The 14,207-nt window shown below is 63.7% G+C and carries 19 protein-coding genes; 6 read left to right on the forward strand and 13 right to left on the reverse strand.

What is annotated here, in order from left to right; all coding sequences use genetic code 11:
* Positions 1-52 precede the first annotated feature (52 nt).
* On the forward strand, positions 53-433 hold the full coding sequence (locus GWP04_08525; GenBank protein NIA25601.1) for a hypothetical protein: 381 nt from the start codon (positions 53-55) through the stop codon (positions 431-433).
* Positions 434-494: 61 nt separating this feature from the next.
* On the opposite strand, the gene acpS is transcribed toward GWP04_08525, so the two are convergent.
* The 5 genes from acpS to rplM form a co-directional block, all read right to left on the reverse strand.
* Positions 495-872, reverse strand: coding sequence for a holo-[acyl-carrier-protein] synthase (gene acpS / locus GWP04_08530; GenBank protein NIA25602.1), 378 nt, complete (start codon positions 870-872; stop codon positions 495-497).
* A 61-nt stretch (positions 873-933) separates the two neighbouring features.
* Entirely contained in the window at positions 934-2,760 is a 1,827-nt protein-coding gene (gene glmS, locus GWP04_08535; protein ID NIA25603.1) for a glutamine--fructose-6-phosphate transaminase (isomerizing), read from the reverse strand.
* Positions 2,761-3,049: 289 nt separating this feature from the next.
* Complete coding sequence (glmM, locus tag GWP04_08540) at positions 3,050-4,384, reverse strand: phosphoglucosamine mutase (protein ID NIA25604.1); 1,335 nt, start codon at positions 4,382-4,384, stop codon at positions 3,050-3,052.
* Between the two features lie 13 nt (positions 4,385-4,397).
* Positions 4,398-4,790, reverse strand: coding sequence for a 30S ribosomal protein S9 (gene rpsI / locus GWP04_08545; GenBank protein NIA25605.1), 393 nt, complete (start codon positions 4,788-4,790; stop codon positions 4,398-4,400).
* Complete coding sequence (gene rplM / locus GWP04_08550; protein NIA25606.1) at positions 4,790-5,239, reverse strand: 50S ribosomal protein L13; 450 nt, start codon at positions 5,237-5,239, stop codon at positions 4,790-4,792. The genes rpsI and rplM overlap by 1 nt, the downstream gene beginning before the upstream one ends.
* A gap of 151 nt (positions 5,240-5,390) precedes the next feature.
* On the opposite strand from rplM, the gene GWP04_08555 reads away from it, so the two are divergent.
* Complete coding sequence (locus GWP04_08555) at positions 5,391-6,587, forward strand: threonine ammonia-lyase (protein NIA25607.1); 1,197 nt, start codon at positions 5,391-5,393, stop codon at positions 6,585-6,587.
* Here the strand turns inward: GWP04_08555 and truA are convergent.
* Genes truA through GWP04_08575 form a run of 4 tightly spaced genes read right to left on the reverse strand, consistent with a single transcriptional unit; the run spans position 6,566 to position 8,413 of the window.
* A complete protein-coding gene (gene truA / locus GWP04_08560) occupies positions 6,566-7,309 on the reverse strand; it encodes a tRNA pseudouridine(38-40) synthase TruA (protein NIA25608.1) in 744 nt (247 codons plus the stop codon). The two genes, GWP04_08555 and truA, sit on opposite strands and share 22 nt — an antisense overlap.
* Positions 7,309-7,662, reverse strand: coding sequence for a hypothetical protein (locus tag GWP04_08565; protein NIA25609.1), 354 nt, complete (start codon positions 7,660-7,662; stop codon positions 7,309-7,311). Before GWP04_08565 ends, truA begins: the two co-directional genes overlap by 1 nt.
* Positions 7,586-7,837 (reverse strand): hypothetical protein, encoded by a 252-nt coding sequence (locus GWP04_08570; GenBank protein NIA25610.1) that lies wholly within the window; start codon positions 7,835-7,837, stop codon positions 7,586-7,588. Before GWP04_08570 ends, GWP04_08565 begins: the two co-directional genes overlap by 77 nt.
* 33 nt (positions 7,838-7,870) lie before the next feature.
* On the reverse strand, positions 7,871-8,413 hold the full coding sequence (locus GWP04_08575) for an NUDIX domain-containing protein (protein ID NIA25611.1): 543 nt from the start codon (positions 8,411-8,413) through the stop codon (positions 7,871-7,873).
* Between the two features lie 53 nt (positions 8,414-8,466).
* On the opposite strand from GWP04_08575, the gene GWP04_08580 reads away from it, so the two are divergent.
* The 4 genes from GWP04_08580 to GWP04_08595 all read left to right on the forward strand — a co-directional run bounded on the left by GWP04_08580 (position 8,467) and on the right by GWP04_08595 (position 11,762).
* On the forward strand, positions 8,467-8,805 hold the full coding sequence (locus tag GWP04_08580; GenBank protein ID NIA25612.1) for a hypothetical protein: 339 nt from the start codon (positions 8,467-8,469) through the stop codon (positions 8,803-8,805).
* Between the two features lie 83 nt (positions 8,806-8,888).
* Positions 8,889-9,743 carry a GNAT family N-acetyltransferase gene (locus GWP04_08585; GenBank protein ID NIA25613.1) on the forward strand — a complete coding sequence of 285 codons (855 nt, stop codon included), beginning with the start codon at positions 8,889-8,891 and terminating at the stop codon, positions 9,741-9,743.
* Positions 9,740-10,846, forward strand: coding sequence for an o-succinylbenzoate synthase (menC, locus tag GWP04_08590; protein NIA25614.1), 1,107 nt, complete (start codon positions 9,740-9,742; stop codon positions 10,844-10,846). Before GWP04_08585 ends, menC begins: the two co-directional genes overlap by 4 nt.
* Before the next feature lie 337 nt (positions 10,847-11,183).
* Positions 11,184-11,762, forward strand: a complete 579-nt coding sequence (locus GWP04_08595; protein NIA25615.1) for a hypothetical protein — start codon at positions 11,184-11,186, stop codon at positions 11,760-11,762.
* A gap of 140 nt (positions 11,763-11,902) precedes the next feature.
* On the opposite strand, the gene rplQ is transcribed toward GWP04_08595, so the two are convergent.
* The 4 genes from rplQ to rpsK are packed head-to-tail and all read right to left on the reverse strand — an operon-like array spanning position 11,903 to position 14,207.
* Positions 11,903-12,253: a 50S ribosomal protein L17 gene (rplQ, locus tag GWP04_08600; GenBank protein ID NIA25616.1), complete on the reverse strand. Its 351-nt coding sequence runs from the start codon at positions 12,251-12,253 to the stop codon at positions 11,903-11,905.
* Positions 12,253-13,203: a DNA-directed RNA polymerase subunit alpha gene (locus GWP04_08605; protein ID NIA25617.1), complete on the reverse strand. Its 951-nt coding sequence runs from the start codon at positions 13,201-13,203 to the stop codon at positions 12,253-12,255. The genes rplQ and GWP04_08605 overlap by 1 nt, the downstream gene beginning before the upstream one ends.
* 9 nt (positions 13,204-13,212) lie before the next feature.
* On the reverse strand, positions 13,213-13,818 hold the full coding sequence (gene rpsD / locus GWP04_08610; protein ID NIA25618.1) for a 30S ribosomal protein S4: 606 nt from the start codon (positions 13,816-13,818) through the stop codon (positions 13,213-13,215).
* Positions 13,818-14,207, reverse strand: a complete 390-nt coding sequence (gene rpsK, locus GWP04_08615) for a 30S ribosomal protein S11 (GenBank protein ID NIA25619.1) — start codon at positions 14,205-14,207, stop codon at positions 13,818-13,820. The genes rpsD and rpsK overlap by 1 nt, the downstream gene beginning before the upstream one ends.

Here is a 14,207-nt window from a genome sequence, read left to right on the forward strand (position 1 = left end):
GTACCCCTGGGGTACCTACGAGCCCAGGGTTCAGGAGGTATCGTCAATGGCGATGGACCCGACGATCGACCAACTACGCGAGCGGCTCGCCGCCATCGCCGTCGAACTGGCGAATAACTCCGATCCCACGACGCGTGAAGCACTCGAAACGGAACAGGCCGACCTCCGAGCGCGCGTTCAGGCATGCTTCTCTGTGCATCCCCAAGGACGGGCCATGCTCGAAGAGGAGCTGGCAACCCTCGAACGACAACTCGAACATCTCGTATCCCAGCAGATCAAGAAGACGAGGACATCGCTGGGAGGCGGCAGCCCGTCGGGGGGTGGGCTGGAGCCTCGGGACGTCCAATACCTCCGAGCGGTCCATGAGCGGTGGAACAACATGCCGGCACTCAGGGCCAGGATCAAAGAGCTCCGAAACCGCCTCAATCGGTGACCCTCGTTGAACCCTGGGCTCAGGGGTACCCCTGGGGTACCTACGAGCCCTGGGCTCGCAGTTAGTCGCCCTGTTCGAGGGCCATCGCGAAGACCATGGCGGTGTCGTCGGTGTGGGTGATCGTGACCAACACCTCGGTGACCCCCAGCCGCTCGGCTCGGGCCAGGGCGCGGCCGGAAAGGTTCACCCGAGGCTGCCCCCCGCCGGTGATCTCGATGTTTTTCCATCCGACGTGCCGCCATCCGACACCGAGGCTCTTCATCACCGCCTCCTTGCCGGCAAAGCGGGCGGCGAACCGACTCGCAGGGTTTGCGTACCGTGATGCATAGGCACGCTCATGGTCGGTGAACACTCGCTCGGGAAACCGCGGGTACTTCTCCAGCAGCAGTTGCACCCTGGCAATCTCGACCAGGTCGATTCCGAGACCGATGACACGCATGGGGCCACGCTACCGTCTCACCGCCCGAAAGACAGTCGGCGCCGTCACCGCCGGGACAGCGTCACTCCACCGTCACGCTCTTGGCCAGGTTCCTCGGCATGTCGATGTCGTGGCCCAGCACCCGTGCCGCGTGGTAGGCGAGCAACTGGAGCGGGATGATCGACAGGACAGGACTCAGGAAGTCGTAGGTCCTCGGGATACGCAGTACCTCATCGGCGTACTTGTCCACCTGGCCGTCGTCGTCGTAGGCGAGCGCGAGCACGTGGGCTCCCCTGGCCTTCACCTCCAACAGCGCAGAGATCGTCTTGTCGTAGAGGTGCTGCTGAGTCAAGATGACCACGACCGGCGTGCCTTCGGTGATGAGCGCGAGCGTGCCGTGCTTGAGTTCGCCGGCGGGCATCGCCTCCGAGTGCATGTAGGAAATCTCCTTCAGCTTCAACGATCCTTCGGTCGCCACCGCGTAGTCGAGACCCCTGCCGATGAAGTACACGTCCGACGTGCTCGCAAACCGGTCGGCAATCTCGAGAATCGCCGCGTCATGTTCGAGCACCTGAGCCGCCTTGTCGGGCAGCGTCCAGAGTTCCGCGGCCAGTTCGGCGGCGCGAGCGTCCGACACCGTGCCACGGGCACGACCCAGTCGAAGGGCAAGCATGTACTCACCGACGAGCATGGCGATATACGCCTTGGTCGAGGCAACAGCGATCTCGGGGCCTGCTCTCGTGTACAGCACATCGTCGGCGACCCGGCTCAGCGTGGATCCCACGACGTTCGTGATGGCGAGAAGTCGCGACCCTCGCTCTCTGGCAAGCCGGGCGGCGGCAAGGGTGTCGGCGGTCTCCCCCGACTGGCTGATGGCGACCGTTAACGTTCCCGGGTCGATCAGAGGATCTCGGTACCGCAGCTCGTGGGCATATTCGACCTCGACGGGGATGCGCAGCGTCTTCTCCAACACTTCTCGGGCGACCAACCCTGCGTGGTACGCGGTCCCGCAGGCAGTCACCCAGATCTTCGAGAGGTTGTCGACGAAGCCGTCGGGGAAGTCGACTGCCTCCAAAGTGACGGACCCGTCTCGGAGGAGGCGCCCCCGGAGGGTCTCGTCGATCACACCGGGTTGCTCGTAGATCTCCTTCAGCATGAAGTGCGGAAAGCCGGACTTCTCGGACTGTTCGACCGTCCAGGTGATCTTCTGTGGCGAGCGGTCCACCGGTTTCCCCTCGAGGGTCTCGATCACCGCTCCCTCGAGGGTGAGCGTCACCATCTCGCCGTTCTCGACCACCAGCATCTGATCCGTATACGGCAGGATCGCCGGAATGTCGGAGGCGAGGAACGTCTCTCCGTCACCAATGCCGACCACCAGCGGACTGATCATGCGCGCAGCAACGATCCGATCGGGCTCCCTGGCGGACATCGTCACCAGCGCATAGGCCCCTGTGGCGCGGGCGACGGCACGGCGGACCGCCTCCGCCAGGTCCCCGTCGAACTCGTCGGCGATGAGGTGGATCAGCACTTCGGTGTCGGTGTCGGAGACGAAGGAGTGCCCGGCCTCCGAGAGTTCGTCTTTGAGGTCGAGATAGTTCTCGATGATGCCGTTGTGGACGACGACGAACTCGCCGGTCTGGTCGAAGTGCGGATGGGCGTTGACATCGTTGGGAACCCCATGGGTCGCCCAGCGGGTGTGACCGATGCCGAGGGTCCCCGTGAGTGGATTCGCCTCGACCATCGCTGCCATCCGATCGAGTTTTCCCGCTGCCTTGCGGATCTCGATGGCCCCACCGTTCGACACCGCGATGCCCGCGGAGTCGTACCCGCGGTATTCGAGGCGTCGCAGCGAGGCGACAAGGACGTCCTGGGCTTGGCGCGGGCCAACGTAGCCGACAATGCCGCACATGATGTCTCCTTCTCGGTTGGAGACCGGCACCAGACGGGTCGATCCCGTCTCCCACGTCGAAGCGGCCTCTGTTACAGGGTCACCCCCGGGTTTTGCTCCGCTTCGTCACGACCGTGGTGGCCGAGAGGGCATCCGCCGAATGCTTCGATACTCCCTCTTCCTCGTCACCCCGCGAGGGGCCAGGCGCTGAAGGCATGTCGTGCCGGTTCGACAGCAAGAGTAGCCAATCGCAGCCCGGATCCGAAGCGGTCCCCTCATTGGCGGAAGAAGATACACGTCGTTGGGAGACTCAGCCGCCGAGTTCCCGGCGCGTAATGGCGACGAGTTCGTCCGTGATGGCGATCGCCTCGTCACGAGTCGGTGCCTCGACCATGATCCTCACGAGCGGCTCGGTTCCGGACGCTCGCACAAGGACCCGTCCGTTGCCGGCCAGTTGGGCTTCCCGTTCGCGAATCGTCTCCCACAGCACTTGCGCGTCTTCGAGTTGTCCCTTGTCCTCCACGCGCACGTTGCGCAGAATCTGTGGGAACTCGGTGATCGTCTCGGCCCGAAGCTGTCGCAGTTCCTTGCCGGTGATCGCCAACACCTCGAGCAGCCGCACTGCCGTCAAGAGGCCGTCGCCGGTCACGGCCCGGTCAGCGAAGATCACATGGCCCGATTGCTCTCCGCCGAGAATCGCTCGTCGATTCCACATCGCCTCTTTGACGTAACGGTCACCGACTTGCGTCTCGACGATTTCGATGCCCAGGCGTTCCATCGCCTTGCGAAACCCGAGATTGGCCATGACGGTCGCAACCACGATGTTCTTCTTGAGCCGGCCGGCCTCTTTCATCTGACGAGCGATGATCGCCATGATCACATCGCCGTTCGCGGGGATCCCGTCCTCGTCGACGGCGATCAGCCGGTCCGCATCCCCGTCGAACGCAAGCCCGATCCGGCCCTTGGAATGCCTGGCGAGAAACTCGGGGTGAGCGGCACCACACCCGTCGTTGATATTCGTGCCGTCGGGTTCCGCGCACATGGTCTCCACATCGGCTTTGAGTCTTCGGAACAGTTCGGGAGCGACGCGACTTGCAGCGCCGTTGGCACAGTCGAGGAGAAGGCCGAAACCGCGCAGCGAATAGGACGTCGACCCTTGGAGAAAACGCACGTAGCGGTCCTCGGCGTCCACCATCGGGAAGCGAGTGCCAACCCGATCGCCATCGGCAAGATGCCACGGTGGGCCCTGGCGCAGCCTCGCCTCGATTGCATCCTCTTGCTCGTCGGCAAGTTTGGCGCCGCGCCCGTCGAGCAACTTGATGCCGTTGTCGACCGCGGGATTGTGTGATGCGGACACAACGACTCCCATCGTCGCACCCGACGCCTCGACGAGATGAGAAATGCCGCCGGTCGGAAGGACACCGACGTCGACGGTGTCGACACCGACCGAGTGAAATCCGGCCTGGAGCGCTTCTGCGAGCATCTCACCAGAGCGCCGTGTGTCACGGCCTACGAGAATCGAGCCGCCACGAATCGTCTCACCGGCTGCGCGCCCGAGCGACATGGCGATGTCAGCACTGAGTTCGGTGTTGGCCACACCGCGGATCCCGTCGGTGCCGAAAAGCCGGTTGCCGTTCTTGAGCATACGGCGAGGGTAGCTACCGCTTGGTGTACTGCGGTGCTCTTCGCGCTTTACGCAGGCCGTATTTCTTGCGCTCCACCTTGCGAGCGTCGCGGGTGAGATAGCCCGCCTTCTTCAGCATCGGCCGTAGCTCAGGTTCGAGCACGATGAGTGCACGGGCGATACCGAGACGAAGTGCGTCGGCCTGGCCGGTCGTTCCTCCGCCTTCGAGCTTCGCCTTGATGTCGTAACGACCTTCCCGGTTCGTCTCACGCAGAGGCGCGAGGAGACGAAGCCGCTGGGCCATCGTGGGGAAGTACGTGTCAAGCGGCTTGCCGTTGAGCGTGACCGCCCCGGTGCCGTCGTAGAACCGCACCCGGGCGACGGACTCCTTGCGACGGCCGGTTGCCTGAACGAGCGGCTTGGACATCAGGACTCCACCTTTCGAATATCGAATACCAGCTCCTGGGGGGACTGCGCCTGGTGCGGATGGTCGGGGCCGGCATGCACCTTGAGCTTGCGAAGCATCTGGCGACCCAAGCGGTTCTTGGGGAGCATTCCCCGGACCGCTCGCCGTACGATTTCCTCAGGACGCCGTCCCCTGAGGGACTCGAGTCCCTCTTCGGTCAGCCCACCCGGATACCCGGAGTGGCGATAGTAGACCTTGTTCTGCCCACTGACCCGCACCTTGTCGGCGTTGATGATGATCACAAAGTCGCCCGTGTCGACGTGTGGAGCCTGCATCGGCTTGTGCTTGCCGCGCAGGATGCGAGCAACCTCGGACGCCAGGCGTCCCAAGGGAAGATCCTCGGCGTCGACGACGAACCACTCTCGGTGGACATCCTCGGCCTTGGGAGAATACGTCTTTTGCAGCCTCATAGAAACCTCGTGAAGGAAGCGCTCCGAGACTCTCGGAGCCGCCACATGGTAGAACGGGCGGGGTAAAAGCGCCAAATGAGAGGCCCCCCGGGGACGTGTGGCCGGTATGAGAAACGGCCTCGTCACGAGAACCCCCTATCCTGCGTCTGCCATGACTCTGCTCACCATCGAAGACATCCTGGCGGCGCGTGAACGTCAACGCGGTTCGGTGATCACCACTCCCCTCCTGCACTCAGCATCGTTTTCCCGCATGGCGAGCAGAGACGTCTGGTTGAAAGCCGAGAACCTGCAGCGGACCGGTTCGTTCAAGATTCGAGGGGCTTCCAACGTGATCGGCCAACTCGCCGCGGACACGGGAGTGGTCGCGGGATCTGCAGGGAACCACGCCCAGGGTGTCGCGCTCGCAGCCCAGATGGCCAGGATTCCGGCGACGATCTTCATGCCCCGTTCGGCTGCGATCCCGAAAGTGGAGGCAACGCGCAGCTACGGAGCGGAGGTCCGCCTCGGCGGCGAGGACATCCAGGCCGCCGTCGAGGCCGCGCGGCGGTTCGCCGACGAAACCGGAGCTCTGTTCATTCACCCGTTCGACGACCCCGGCATCATCGCCGGTCAAGGCACCCTTGGCCTCGAGATCCTCGAACAGCTCCCGGACGCAGCAACGGTGGTAGTCCCGGTCGGTGGCGGCGGCCTGATCTCGGGGACCGGCATCGCAATCAAGACGCTGCGCCCCGATACCCGAATCATCGGCGTCGAGATCGAGTCGGTCGCCCCCTACCTCGCCTCTCGCAAACATGGCAGCCCCGTTTCGGTGCCCTATCACCCCACCGTTGCGGACGGAATCGCCGTCCCGGTGCCATCCCCACTTGCCTTCGCCCACATCGAGAAAGTCGTCGACGACATCGTCACCGTGGACGACCGGGCGGCGGCACGCGCGGTCATGCTGTTGCTGGAGCGCGCCAAGCTGGTCGTCGAGGGCGCAGGTTCAGTCGGTGTCGCAGCGCTCGTCGAAGGAGCGCTCCCCGACACACCCGATCCGTGTGTGATCGTGCTGTCGGGCGGGAACATCGACCCTCTTCTCGTGGGCAAAGTCCTCCGCTACGGCCTCGAGGCTGCAGGGCGCTACGCATGGTTCAGGGTCCTGATTCCTGACGTGCCGGGGCAACTTGCCACCGTACTGAACCTGATCGCCGACCTCGGAGCGAATGTGCTGACCGTCAATCACCGGAGAGAAGGTGCGGGATTGCCGTTCGGGACGACCGAACTGGGGATCGCCGTGGAAACGGTGAGTGTCGAGCAAACCGAACGGCTCCGCGAATCCCTGCAGGCCTACGAGCAATCGGCGGGATAGCCGACCTCCCACAAGATCAGTCCGTGCGGCGGGGCCGCGCCCGTGGCAGCCGCCCGATCTCTTGCCGCGATGATGGTCGGGACCTCGTCTGCGGAGATCTTGCCTCGTCCGACCTCGACACAGAGCGCGACCAGTGATCGCACCATCTGGTGACAGAACGACGTGGCCGTGATCCGAAACTCGACGATATCCCCGTCTCGTATCCACTCGGAGCCGAGTACTCGCCGCACGGTGTTCTTTCTCTTCGCCCTGCGGCAGAACGACGCGAAGTCGTGCTCGCCGACAATCCAGCCTGCTGTCCGCTGCATCGCCTCCATATCGAGCTGATACCGGACATGCCACGTGGTGCGGAAGAGGAAGGGGTCGGGCTCGGGTCGCGAAAGCAGACGATATCGATAGCTGCGATGCAGGGCAGAGAATCGGGCGTTGAAGTCGTCGGGCACCCTACGGCACCCCCAGACGACGACCTCCGGAGCGAGCATCTTGGTGAGGGACTGCGCCAACCCCTCTCGTCGGATGTCCTTCTCGGTCACGAAGCTCACGACCTGTCCGCGCGCATGCACGCCGGCGTCGGTGCGACCGGCAACGACGGTCTCGACAGGTCCGAGCCTGCGCTGAAGCGCCGCCTCCAACTCGCCCTGGACCGTTCTGACGCCGGGCTGTTTCGCCCAACCGCGAAACCCGGTTCCGTCGTAGGCGAGGTCCAGGCGATAGGTGGACATCAGAGCCGGCGAAGGACCAGCGGCAGACTGGGGCCGATACCGATCATCTGCAGGATCCACCAGGTGGCGACCGCCAGCAGTGCAGCGCTCACAGAACGCCCTCGATCGAAATCGAACAGGGCCTGTGCGGCTGCAGCTACTGCGGCGATGAACCAGACGAGTCCCACAGCCGCCACAGCCGTGCTCACCGGCGACGGCAGCAGCAGAGCGATCGCCACGAGGAGCAGAGGCGTGTGCGCGAATCCGATGAGACGGACCACGGTCTGGAATCTTGCTTCACCATCGAGCAGCTTCACGCTCGCCAGCCACAGCGCGCCGCCGATCACCAGCCAACCGATGACACCGCCAAACACGACGAGAAGTACGCTGATCAGGCTGATTCCAGGGATGGAGGCCCGCCACCAGGGCAATGACGGCGTACACGCCGGCAACTGCGAGGATCGCGTTGCCGGTCGCGTAGTCGTCGAAAATGAGTTCCGTGTAGACGCGCCGGTCCAGTCGGGCTGCGCGCAGCATTTGTTGCAGCATGGCTCGACGAGCGTACCAGTCGGCTGTCGGTTATCAGTCATCAGTCATCGGGGACCGCAGTTTCGCGATGGGCCGCGTGAGCGAAAGGTCTCCTCGTGGCATGTCGTCGAAGCGAAACCACCGCACATCGTCGGTGCCGTCTCCGGCCGAGACTTCCCAGTCGCCGGACACGAATGCAGAGCGGACGTCGAAGTGCTCGTGTGTAGGATCATTGCCTCGTCGCGGGAAGGTGTGTACGTCCAGGTCGAACACACCCAGCCATTGGAGGTCGGAGAGGCCGGTTTCTTCATCGATCTCTCGCCTCTGGGCAGCGACGATATCCTGATCGTCGGGTTCGATGTGGCCGCCAGGTTGCAGCCACCGGCCGAGCTTTCGGTGGAGGACCAACAGGACGGAGCTGCGGTCGGGTGAGAGAACGAAACCGCCGGCGGTGACGTGGCCAGGCTCGAACTGCGTACGTGAGAGGGGATCGGCCGACCCTCCGAGAAGCGCCACGATGCGATCGCGATGGCCGGCTTCACGGTCGTCCGCCGGAACGATGGCATCGAGCAGAGTGCGAAGAGCCGGGACATCCACCACACCACGGTATCGGCGCCGGCGGAGCACAGGCGAGACGGTATGGTTGCCGCGTGGCTGACATGAAACGCGTGGCGAAGTTCTCGCACAGGGTGGAGGCGGAACTGGCTCGCGCATCCCTGGAGTCCGAGGGAATCCCGGCGTTGATCATCGCGGACGATGCGGGAGGGACCTATGCGGGACTGCCGATCTACCTGCTCGTCGAGGCAGGCAACGTCGAAACGGCAAAGGACGTCCTCAAGCCGATGCGCTCGGGACCGATCTCCTCGTCTCTCGACACCGGCGGCGCCGAAGCCCCACCAATCGACCGTCTGCCCTGGTGGGCATCCGCCGGTCTCGTCTTGGCCGTCCTCATCGCCCTCGGAATGGTCATGCTGACGATCGCCCACTGAGGACCCGCACCTCGGTGAGGCGTCCGGCGTTCGGCATTCGGCATTGGGTCCCCGGGAGGCGAAACCCACTATCGTGCCCACCGATGAGCCCCCGAAGAGATCTTGCCGACCTGGAAACCGCCGCCATCGGTGTCGCAGACCAGGCGGACGTCGAGATCAGAGCGCTGCACGGATACCGGGAGACAGGCATGGCTGCCGAAGTCTTCGCTCAGGTGTGGGGACGCAGCGCTACCCATGTGCCGACCGAACTCGGCGTGGCGTTCATCGAATCGGGGAACTACGTAACGGGAGCATTCGCAGAAGGGACCATGGTTGGCGCCACCATCGGATTCCTTGGATGGCACGACGGAACCATCCACCTCCACTCCCACATCACCGGGGTCGTGGCCGAAGGTCGCGGACGTCACGTCGGATCCGCGCTGAAGCTGGACCAGGCCGTATGGGCGGCGCGGCGCAACATCGATCGCATCTCCTGGTCGTTCGATCCATTCGTCCGACGCAACGCGAACTTCAACTTCAACACCCTCGGGGCGAGGGCGATCACCTACCGCGAAAACCTCTACGGGCCTCTCGAAGACCGGTTCAGTGCGAGGGAAGAAACCGACCGTATCCTGGTCGACTGGTACCCGACCGGACCGCAAGCCACTGCCGCGCGCTCTGGGAGCCTCCCGTTGCCCAACGCGGAGGCGTTGATCGCCAAAGGCGCCGTTGCCGTTCTGCGAGACCACGACGGTCCGGTCGTCACGCCCGGGCGAGGCGATATGCTGTGCGTCCAGATCCCCGACGATATCGTCGCGCACCGCAACGAAACCCCACACATCGCCGGCGCGTGGCGTGACGCTCTCCGGGCCACGCTCGAAGCAGGCATGAACCAAGGCTACGTAATCACCGGATTTGACCCGACCGGCTGGTACATCCTCGAAAGGAGATCGACATGAACCTCAGAGACGTCGAGCTGCGACGCATCGGGCTGTCGCTCGTGCACCCTTTCCGTACCTCGTTCGGCACCGAGCAGAAACGCGACATCCTCCTGGTGCATGTCGAAGCCGACGACTCGGAGGGGTGGGGCGAGTGCGCAGCGATGCAGGAACCGGTCTACTCGTCCGAGTATGTGGATGGAGCGCAGCAGGTCATCAGGGAACACTTTCTGCCCAGGCTCACGACCGACGTGTCTGCAGCGTCGCTCAGCAAGTTGCTGGCTCCGTTCCATGGTCATCCGATGGCGAAGGCCGCGTTGGAGATGGCAGTGCTCGACGCCGAGTTGCGAGCGTCCGGAGCATCACTGGCAACGCACCTGGGTGCGACCCGCTCGCGAGTTCCCGTCGGGGTGTCGGTCGGAATCTTCGATGAGATCCCGGAGCTCCTCGATACCGTCGAGAACTATCTGTCCCGCGGCTACACCCGCGTCAAGCTCAAGATCGAGCCTGGCTGGGACATCGACCCTGTCCGGGCGGTACGTGAACGGTTTGGCGACGACCTGTTGCTTCAGGTGGACGCCAACACCGCATACAACACGGCCGACATAGGCCATCTCGCCGGCCTCGATCGGTTCGGCCTGCTGCTCATCGAACAACCGTTCGCCAAAGAAGACCTCCTCACCCACGCAGCATTCGCGCGGCGCATCGCCACCCCGGTGTGTCTCGACGAGTCGATCACGTCCGTGCGGACGGCGGCAGCGGCCATCGAACTCGGCGCCTGCTCGATCGTCAACATCAAGGCGGGACGTGTCGGTGGGTATCTCGAAGCCCGCAGGATTCACGACCTGTGTGCCGAGCGAAATGTCCCGGTTTGGTGTGGGGGGATGCTCGAGACCGGTCTCGGCCGTGCCGCGAACCTTGCGCTCGCCGGACTCCCCAACTTCCTCTATCCGGGCGACATCTCAGAAACCGCCCGCTACTACGAACACGACATCACGCCGCCGTTCGTTCTCGAACCGGATGGAACAATCGCGGTGCCCGACGGTCCCGGGCTCGGTGTCCAACCCGACCCGGACCGCCTCGAGGAAGTGACGACATCGGTGGAGCACATCCGTCTCCTGTAGCCGCCGGCAACGAGGCACCGGCACACAGCAGCCAGGCCCAGCGACCAGCAGTCAGTTGCCGACGAGCGCGTTTCTTACTGTGAAGTGAGAACTGAGGACTGGGGACCGAGACCTCCTCCCCACGAACGAGATCGAGGCCGCCATATGGGTCTGCGCCGGTCCTCGAGGATCGCTCCGATGGGCCCGTGGGAAACGGTGCGCAGGGGTCGTCAGAGCTGTCCGTGCTACATTCTCTCGGGCACGACGCCGCCCACACGATGGGTCCATGGGAAAGGTGGGACACGGCGCACCATCTTCCGATCGAGACCAGATCAGACGACACCAGGAGCGAACGACGATGACCAGAGTCCCATTGCAGGATCCAACGACCGCCACCGGACGGACGAAGGAAGTGTTCGATCGGGTCGCCGGCTACTACGGCATGGTGCCGACGCTCCAGCAGGCCATGGCGCCGCTGCCCGAGATCACCAACGCCCTGTGGGATCTGAGCACCATGACCATGAAGGAGGGGACGATCCCCGAGGAGCTGAAGCGGGCGATCTTCGTGGTCACGGCAACGGCGGGTGAGTGTGACTACTGCACGGCCGCCCACATGTTGGCGCTGTTCCGACATGGTTGGAGTGTCGAAGAGTGCGTCGAGATCATCGAAGGCCAACCGTCGTCACGATTGGGTGAGGCGGAGAACGCGGTCCTCGAGTTCGCCAGGGTCGTGGCCGCACGGCCTGCCGCGGTAACCGACGAGATGACCGATCATCTCGGAGAACTGGGATGGACCGACGCCCAGATCGTCGAGATGGTGACGACGGTGGCGTTACTCAAATATACGTCGACGGTGGGGACGGCACTCGACATCCCGTTCGAGAAGATCATGCTCCCTCTCCTCGACGGCCCACCGTTCCGTTCCAAAGGCGACTGACCCTCGTCGCATCCGCATGTCCCTGGGGGCATGAACCCCGCCCCTCGAAGTGTCGGATCGGGGGAACTGCGATCGGGCGTTCGGATAGAACGAACGTGGCCGCCCCGAGGGGCGGCCACTCCACACTGTTTGGTGGTTTCTTACACGAGTTCGATGATCGCCATCTCGGCGTTGTCGCCGCGACGGGGGCCGATCTTGACGATCCTGGTGTAGCCACCCGGTCGGTCTGCGTATCGCGGGCCGATTTCATCGAAGAGCTTCGTGACGACTTCCGTGTCGCCGATCACCTTGAGGACCTGACGGCGAGCATGCAGATCGCCACGCTGGGCTTTCGTGATGAGACGCTCCGCGAGCGGCCGCACGGCCTTGGCACGAGTGACGGTCGTGGTGAGCTTCTCCTCCCAGAACAGCGACTGTGCCAGGTTGGCGAGCATCGCCTTCTCGGCCGACGGGCTTCCGCCCAGGCGTGGACCTTTCCGAGGGCGAGGCATCACACACCCGCCGTTTCGCCGCCGCCGGTGAGACTCAAACCGAGTTCGTCCAGTTTGGCAACGACTTCTTCGAGGCTCTTGTGACCGAAGTTCGTGATGCTCAGCAGATCATCCGCCGTCTTGGAGACGAGCTCACCGACACTCTCGATCTGGGCACGCCGCAAGCAGTTACGAGGACGTTCCGAGAGGTCGAGGGCCTCGATGGGAAGCTCCAAGTCAGGCGACATCGGCTCTGCGACAGCGACGTCACCGAGTTCGAGGCCGACACCTTCACCGATCTCTGCAAACAAGCCGAGCAACTCACGAAGCGTCTTCCCTGCCGATGACACGGCTTCGGCGGGCTCGAGCGAACCGTCGGTCTCGATATCGAGCACGAGCCGATCGAAGTTCGTCATCTGGCCGACCTGGGTCGGTTCGACCTGATAGGTCACCTTGCGAACCGGCGAAAAGATCGAATCGATCGGGATGATCCCGATGACTTCCGCCGCCTTGTTTTTCTCTGCAGAGCGATACCCGACGCCGCGCTCGGCGGTGAGCTCGATTTCGAGTCGTCCGGAAGATGACAACGTGGCGATATGCAGATCCGGGTTTACGACTTCGACACTGGCGGGCGTCTTGATATCGGCAGCCGTAACCTCGCCGGCTCCCTTCGCCGACAGATACATGATCTGGGCCGGATCGGAAGCGTCGATGCGGAGCACGACCTGCTTGAGGTTCAAGATGATGTCGACGACGTCTTCCACGACGCCTTCGATCGTCGAGAACTCGTGCTGGATGCCTTCGATTTGCACGGTCGTGATGGCAGCGCCGGGAATCCTGGAGAGCAGGGTCCGTCGCAGCGTGTTGCCGAGCGTGTACCCGAACCCCGGCTCGAGCGGTTCGACGATGAACTTCGAACGCGCTTCGGAGACGGGCTGTTCTTCAATTTGTGGACGTTGAACGATCAGCACGGTGGTCTCCTACCTCGAATAGAGCTCGACGATGAGCTGTTCACGAATCTGCGTGTCGATCTGGGCACGGTTGGGGACGTCCTGCACGACGATCGTGCGCTCGTCCGCGTTGATCTCGAGCCACTCGGGCAGTGAATGCGTCACCGTCTCGAGGGAGTGCTCGACGATGATCAGATTGCGGCTCCGTTCACGAAGCTTGACCACATCGCCGGCTCGGACCTGATAGGAGGGAATATCGACCTTCTTGCCGTTCACCTCGAAGTGCCCGTGGTTGACGAGTTGGCGCGCCTGTGGTCGGGTCTGTGCGAAGCCCGCCCGATACACGACGTTGTCGAGACGGCTCTCGAGGATGCGCAGCAGGTTCTCACCGGCGATACCCTTTTGACGGACAGCCTCCCGGTAGTAGCGCCGGAACTGACGCTCCAACACCCCGTACATGGCGCGCAGTTTCTGCTTCTCACGAAGCTGGATCTGATAGTCCGTCTCTCGAATACGGCCGCGGCCGTGCTCGCCGGGAGGATACGGTCGTCGATCAACCGCACACTTCTTCGACTGGCAGAGCGGCTGCCGCGCTCGGCGGCACAGTTTGTGGGTGGGCCCTGTGTAGCGAGCCATCAGCCCCTCCGCTTCTTCGGCCGGCACCCATTGTGCGGAAACGGGGTGACATCCTTGATGAAGGTGACTTCCATGCCCATGTTCTGCAGGGTACGGACTGCCGTGTCGCGGCCTCCGCCGCTCCCCGACACAATCACGTCGAGTTTACGTACTCCGTGCTCTCCGGCCTGCCGGGCCGCCTCTTCCGCGGCGACCTGCGCTGCGTACGGGGTCGACTTACGCGAACCCTTGAATCCAACCGTTCCACCGGACGTCCACACAATCGTGTTGCCGTCCAGGTCGGTGATGTTGATGATCGTGTTGTTGAAACTCGCCGTGATGTGGGCCTGCCCGTGAGCGATGTTCTTCCGCTCGCGACGACGTACCCGCTTTGTTTGCTGCTTCGCCAC

Source organism: Gammaproteobacteria bacterium, from assembly GCA_011682695.1.
Taxonomy (GTDB): Bacteria; Actinomycetota; Acidimicrobiia; order Spongiisociales; family UBA4744; genus BMS3Bbin01.

What these genes read in the sequence shown, in the direction of transcription:
- GWP04_08570 (NIA25610.1), bottom strand. Translation starts at nt 7,837, where the DNA reads ATGCTGCAACAAATGCTGCGCGCAGCCCGACTGGACCGGCGCGTCTAC.
- rplM (NIA25606.1), bottom strand. Translation starts at nt 5,239, where the DNA reads ATGAGGCTGCAAAAGACGTATTCTCCCAAGGCCGAGGATGTCCACCGA.
- rpsD (NIA25618.1), bottom strand. Translation starts at nt 13,818, where the DNA reads ATGGCTCGCTACACAGGGCCCACCCACAAACTGTGCCGCCGAGCGCGG.
- menC (NIA25614.1), top strand. Translation starts at nt 9,740, where the DNA reads ATGAACCTCAGAGACGTCGAGCTGCGACGCATCGGGCTGTCGCTCGTG.
- GWP04_08595 (NIA25615.1), top strand. Translation starts at nt 11,184, where the DNA reads ATGACCAGAGTCCCATTGCAGGATCCAACGACCGCCACCGGACGGACG.
- rplQ (NIA25616.1), bottom strand. Translation starts at nt 12,253, where the DNA reads ATGCCTCGCCCTCGGAAAGGTCCACGCCTGGGCGGAAGCCCGTCGGCC.
- acpS (NIA25602.1), bottom strand. Translation starts at nt 872, where the DNA reads ATGCGTGTCATCGGTCTCGGAATCGACCTGGTCGAGATTGCCAGGGTG.
- glmM (NIA25604.1), bottom strand. Translation starts at nt 4,384, where the DNA reads ATGCTCAAGAACGGCAACCGGCTTTTCGGCACCGACGGGATCCGCGGT.
- glmS (NIA25603.1), bottom strand. Translation starts at nt 2,760, where the DNA reads ATGTGCGGCATTGTCGGCTACGTTGGCCCGCGCCAAGCCCAGGACGTC.
- GWP04_08555 (NIA25607.1), top strand. Translation starts at nt 5,391, where the DNA reads ATGACTCTGCTCACCATCGAAGACATCCTGGCGGCGCGTGAACGTCAA.
- truA (NIA25608.1), bottom strand. Translation starts at nt 7,309, where the DNA reads ATGTCCACCTATCGCCTGGACCTCGCCTACGACGGAACCGGGTTTCGC.
- GWP04_08585 (NIA25613.1), top strand. Translation starts at nt 8,889, where the DNA reads ATGAGCCCCCGAAGAGATCTTGCCGACCTGGAAACCGCCGCCATCGGT.
- GWP04_08525 (NIA25601.1), top strand. Translation starts at nt 53, where the DNA reads ATGGACCCGACGATCGACCAACTACGCGAGCGGCTCGCCGCCATCGCC.
- rpsI (NIA25605.1), bottom strand. Translation starts at nt 4,790, where the DNA reads ATGTCCAAGCCGCTCGTTCAGGCAACCGGCCGTCGCAAGGAGTCCGTC.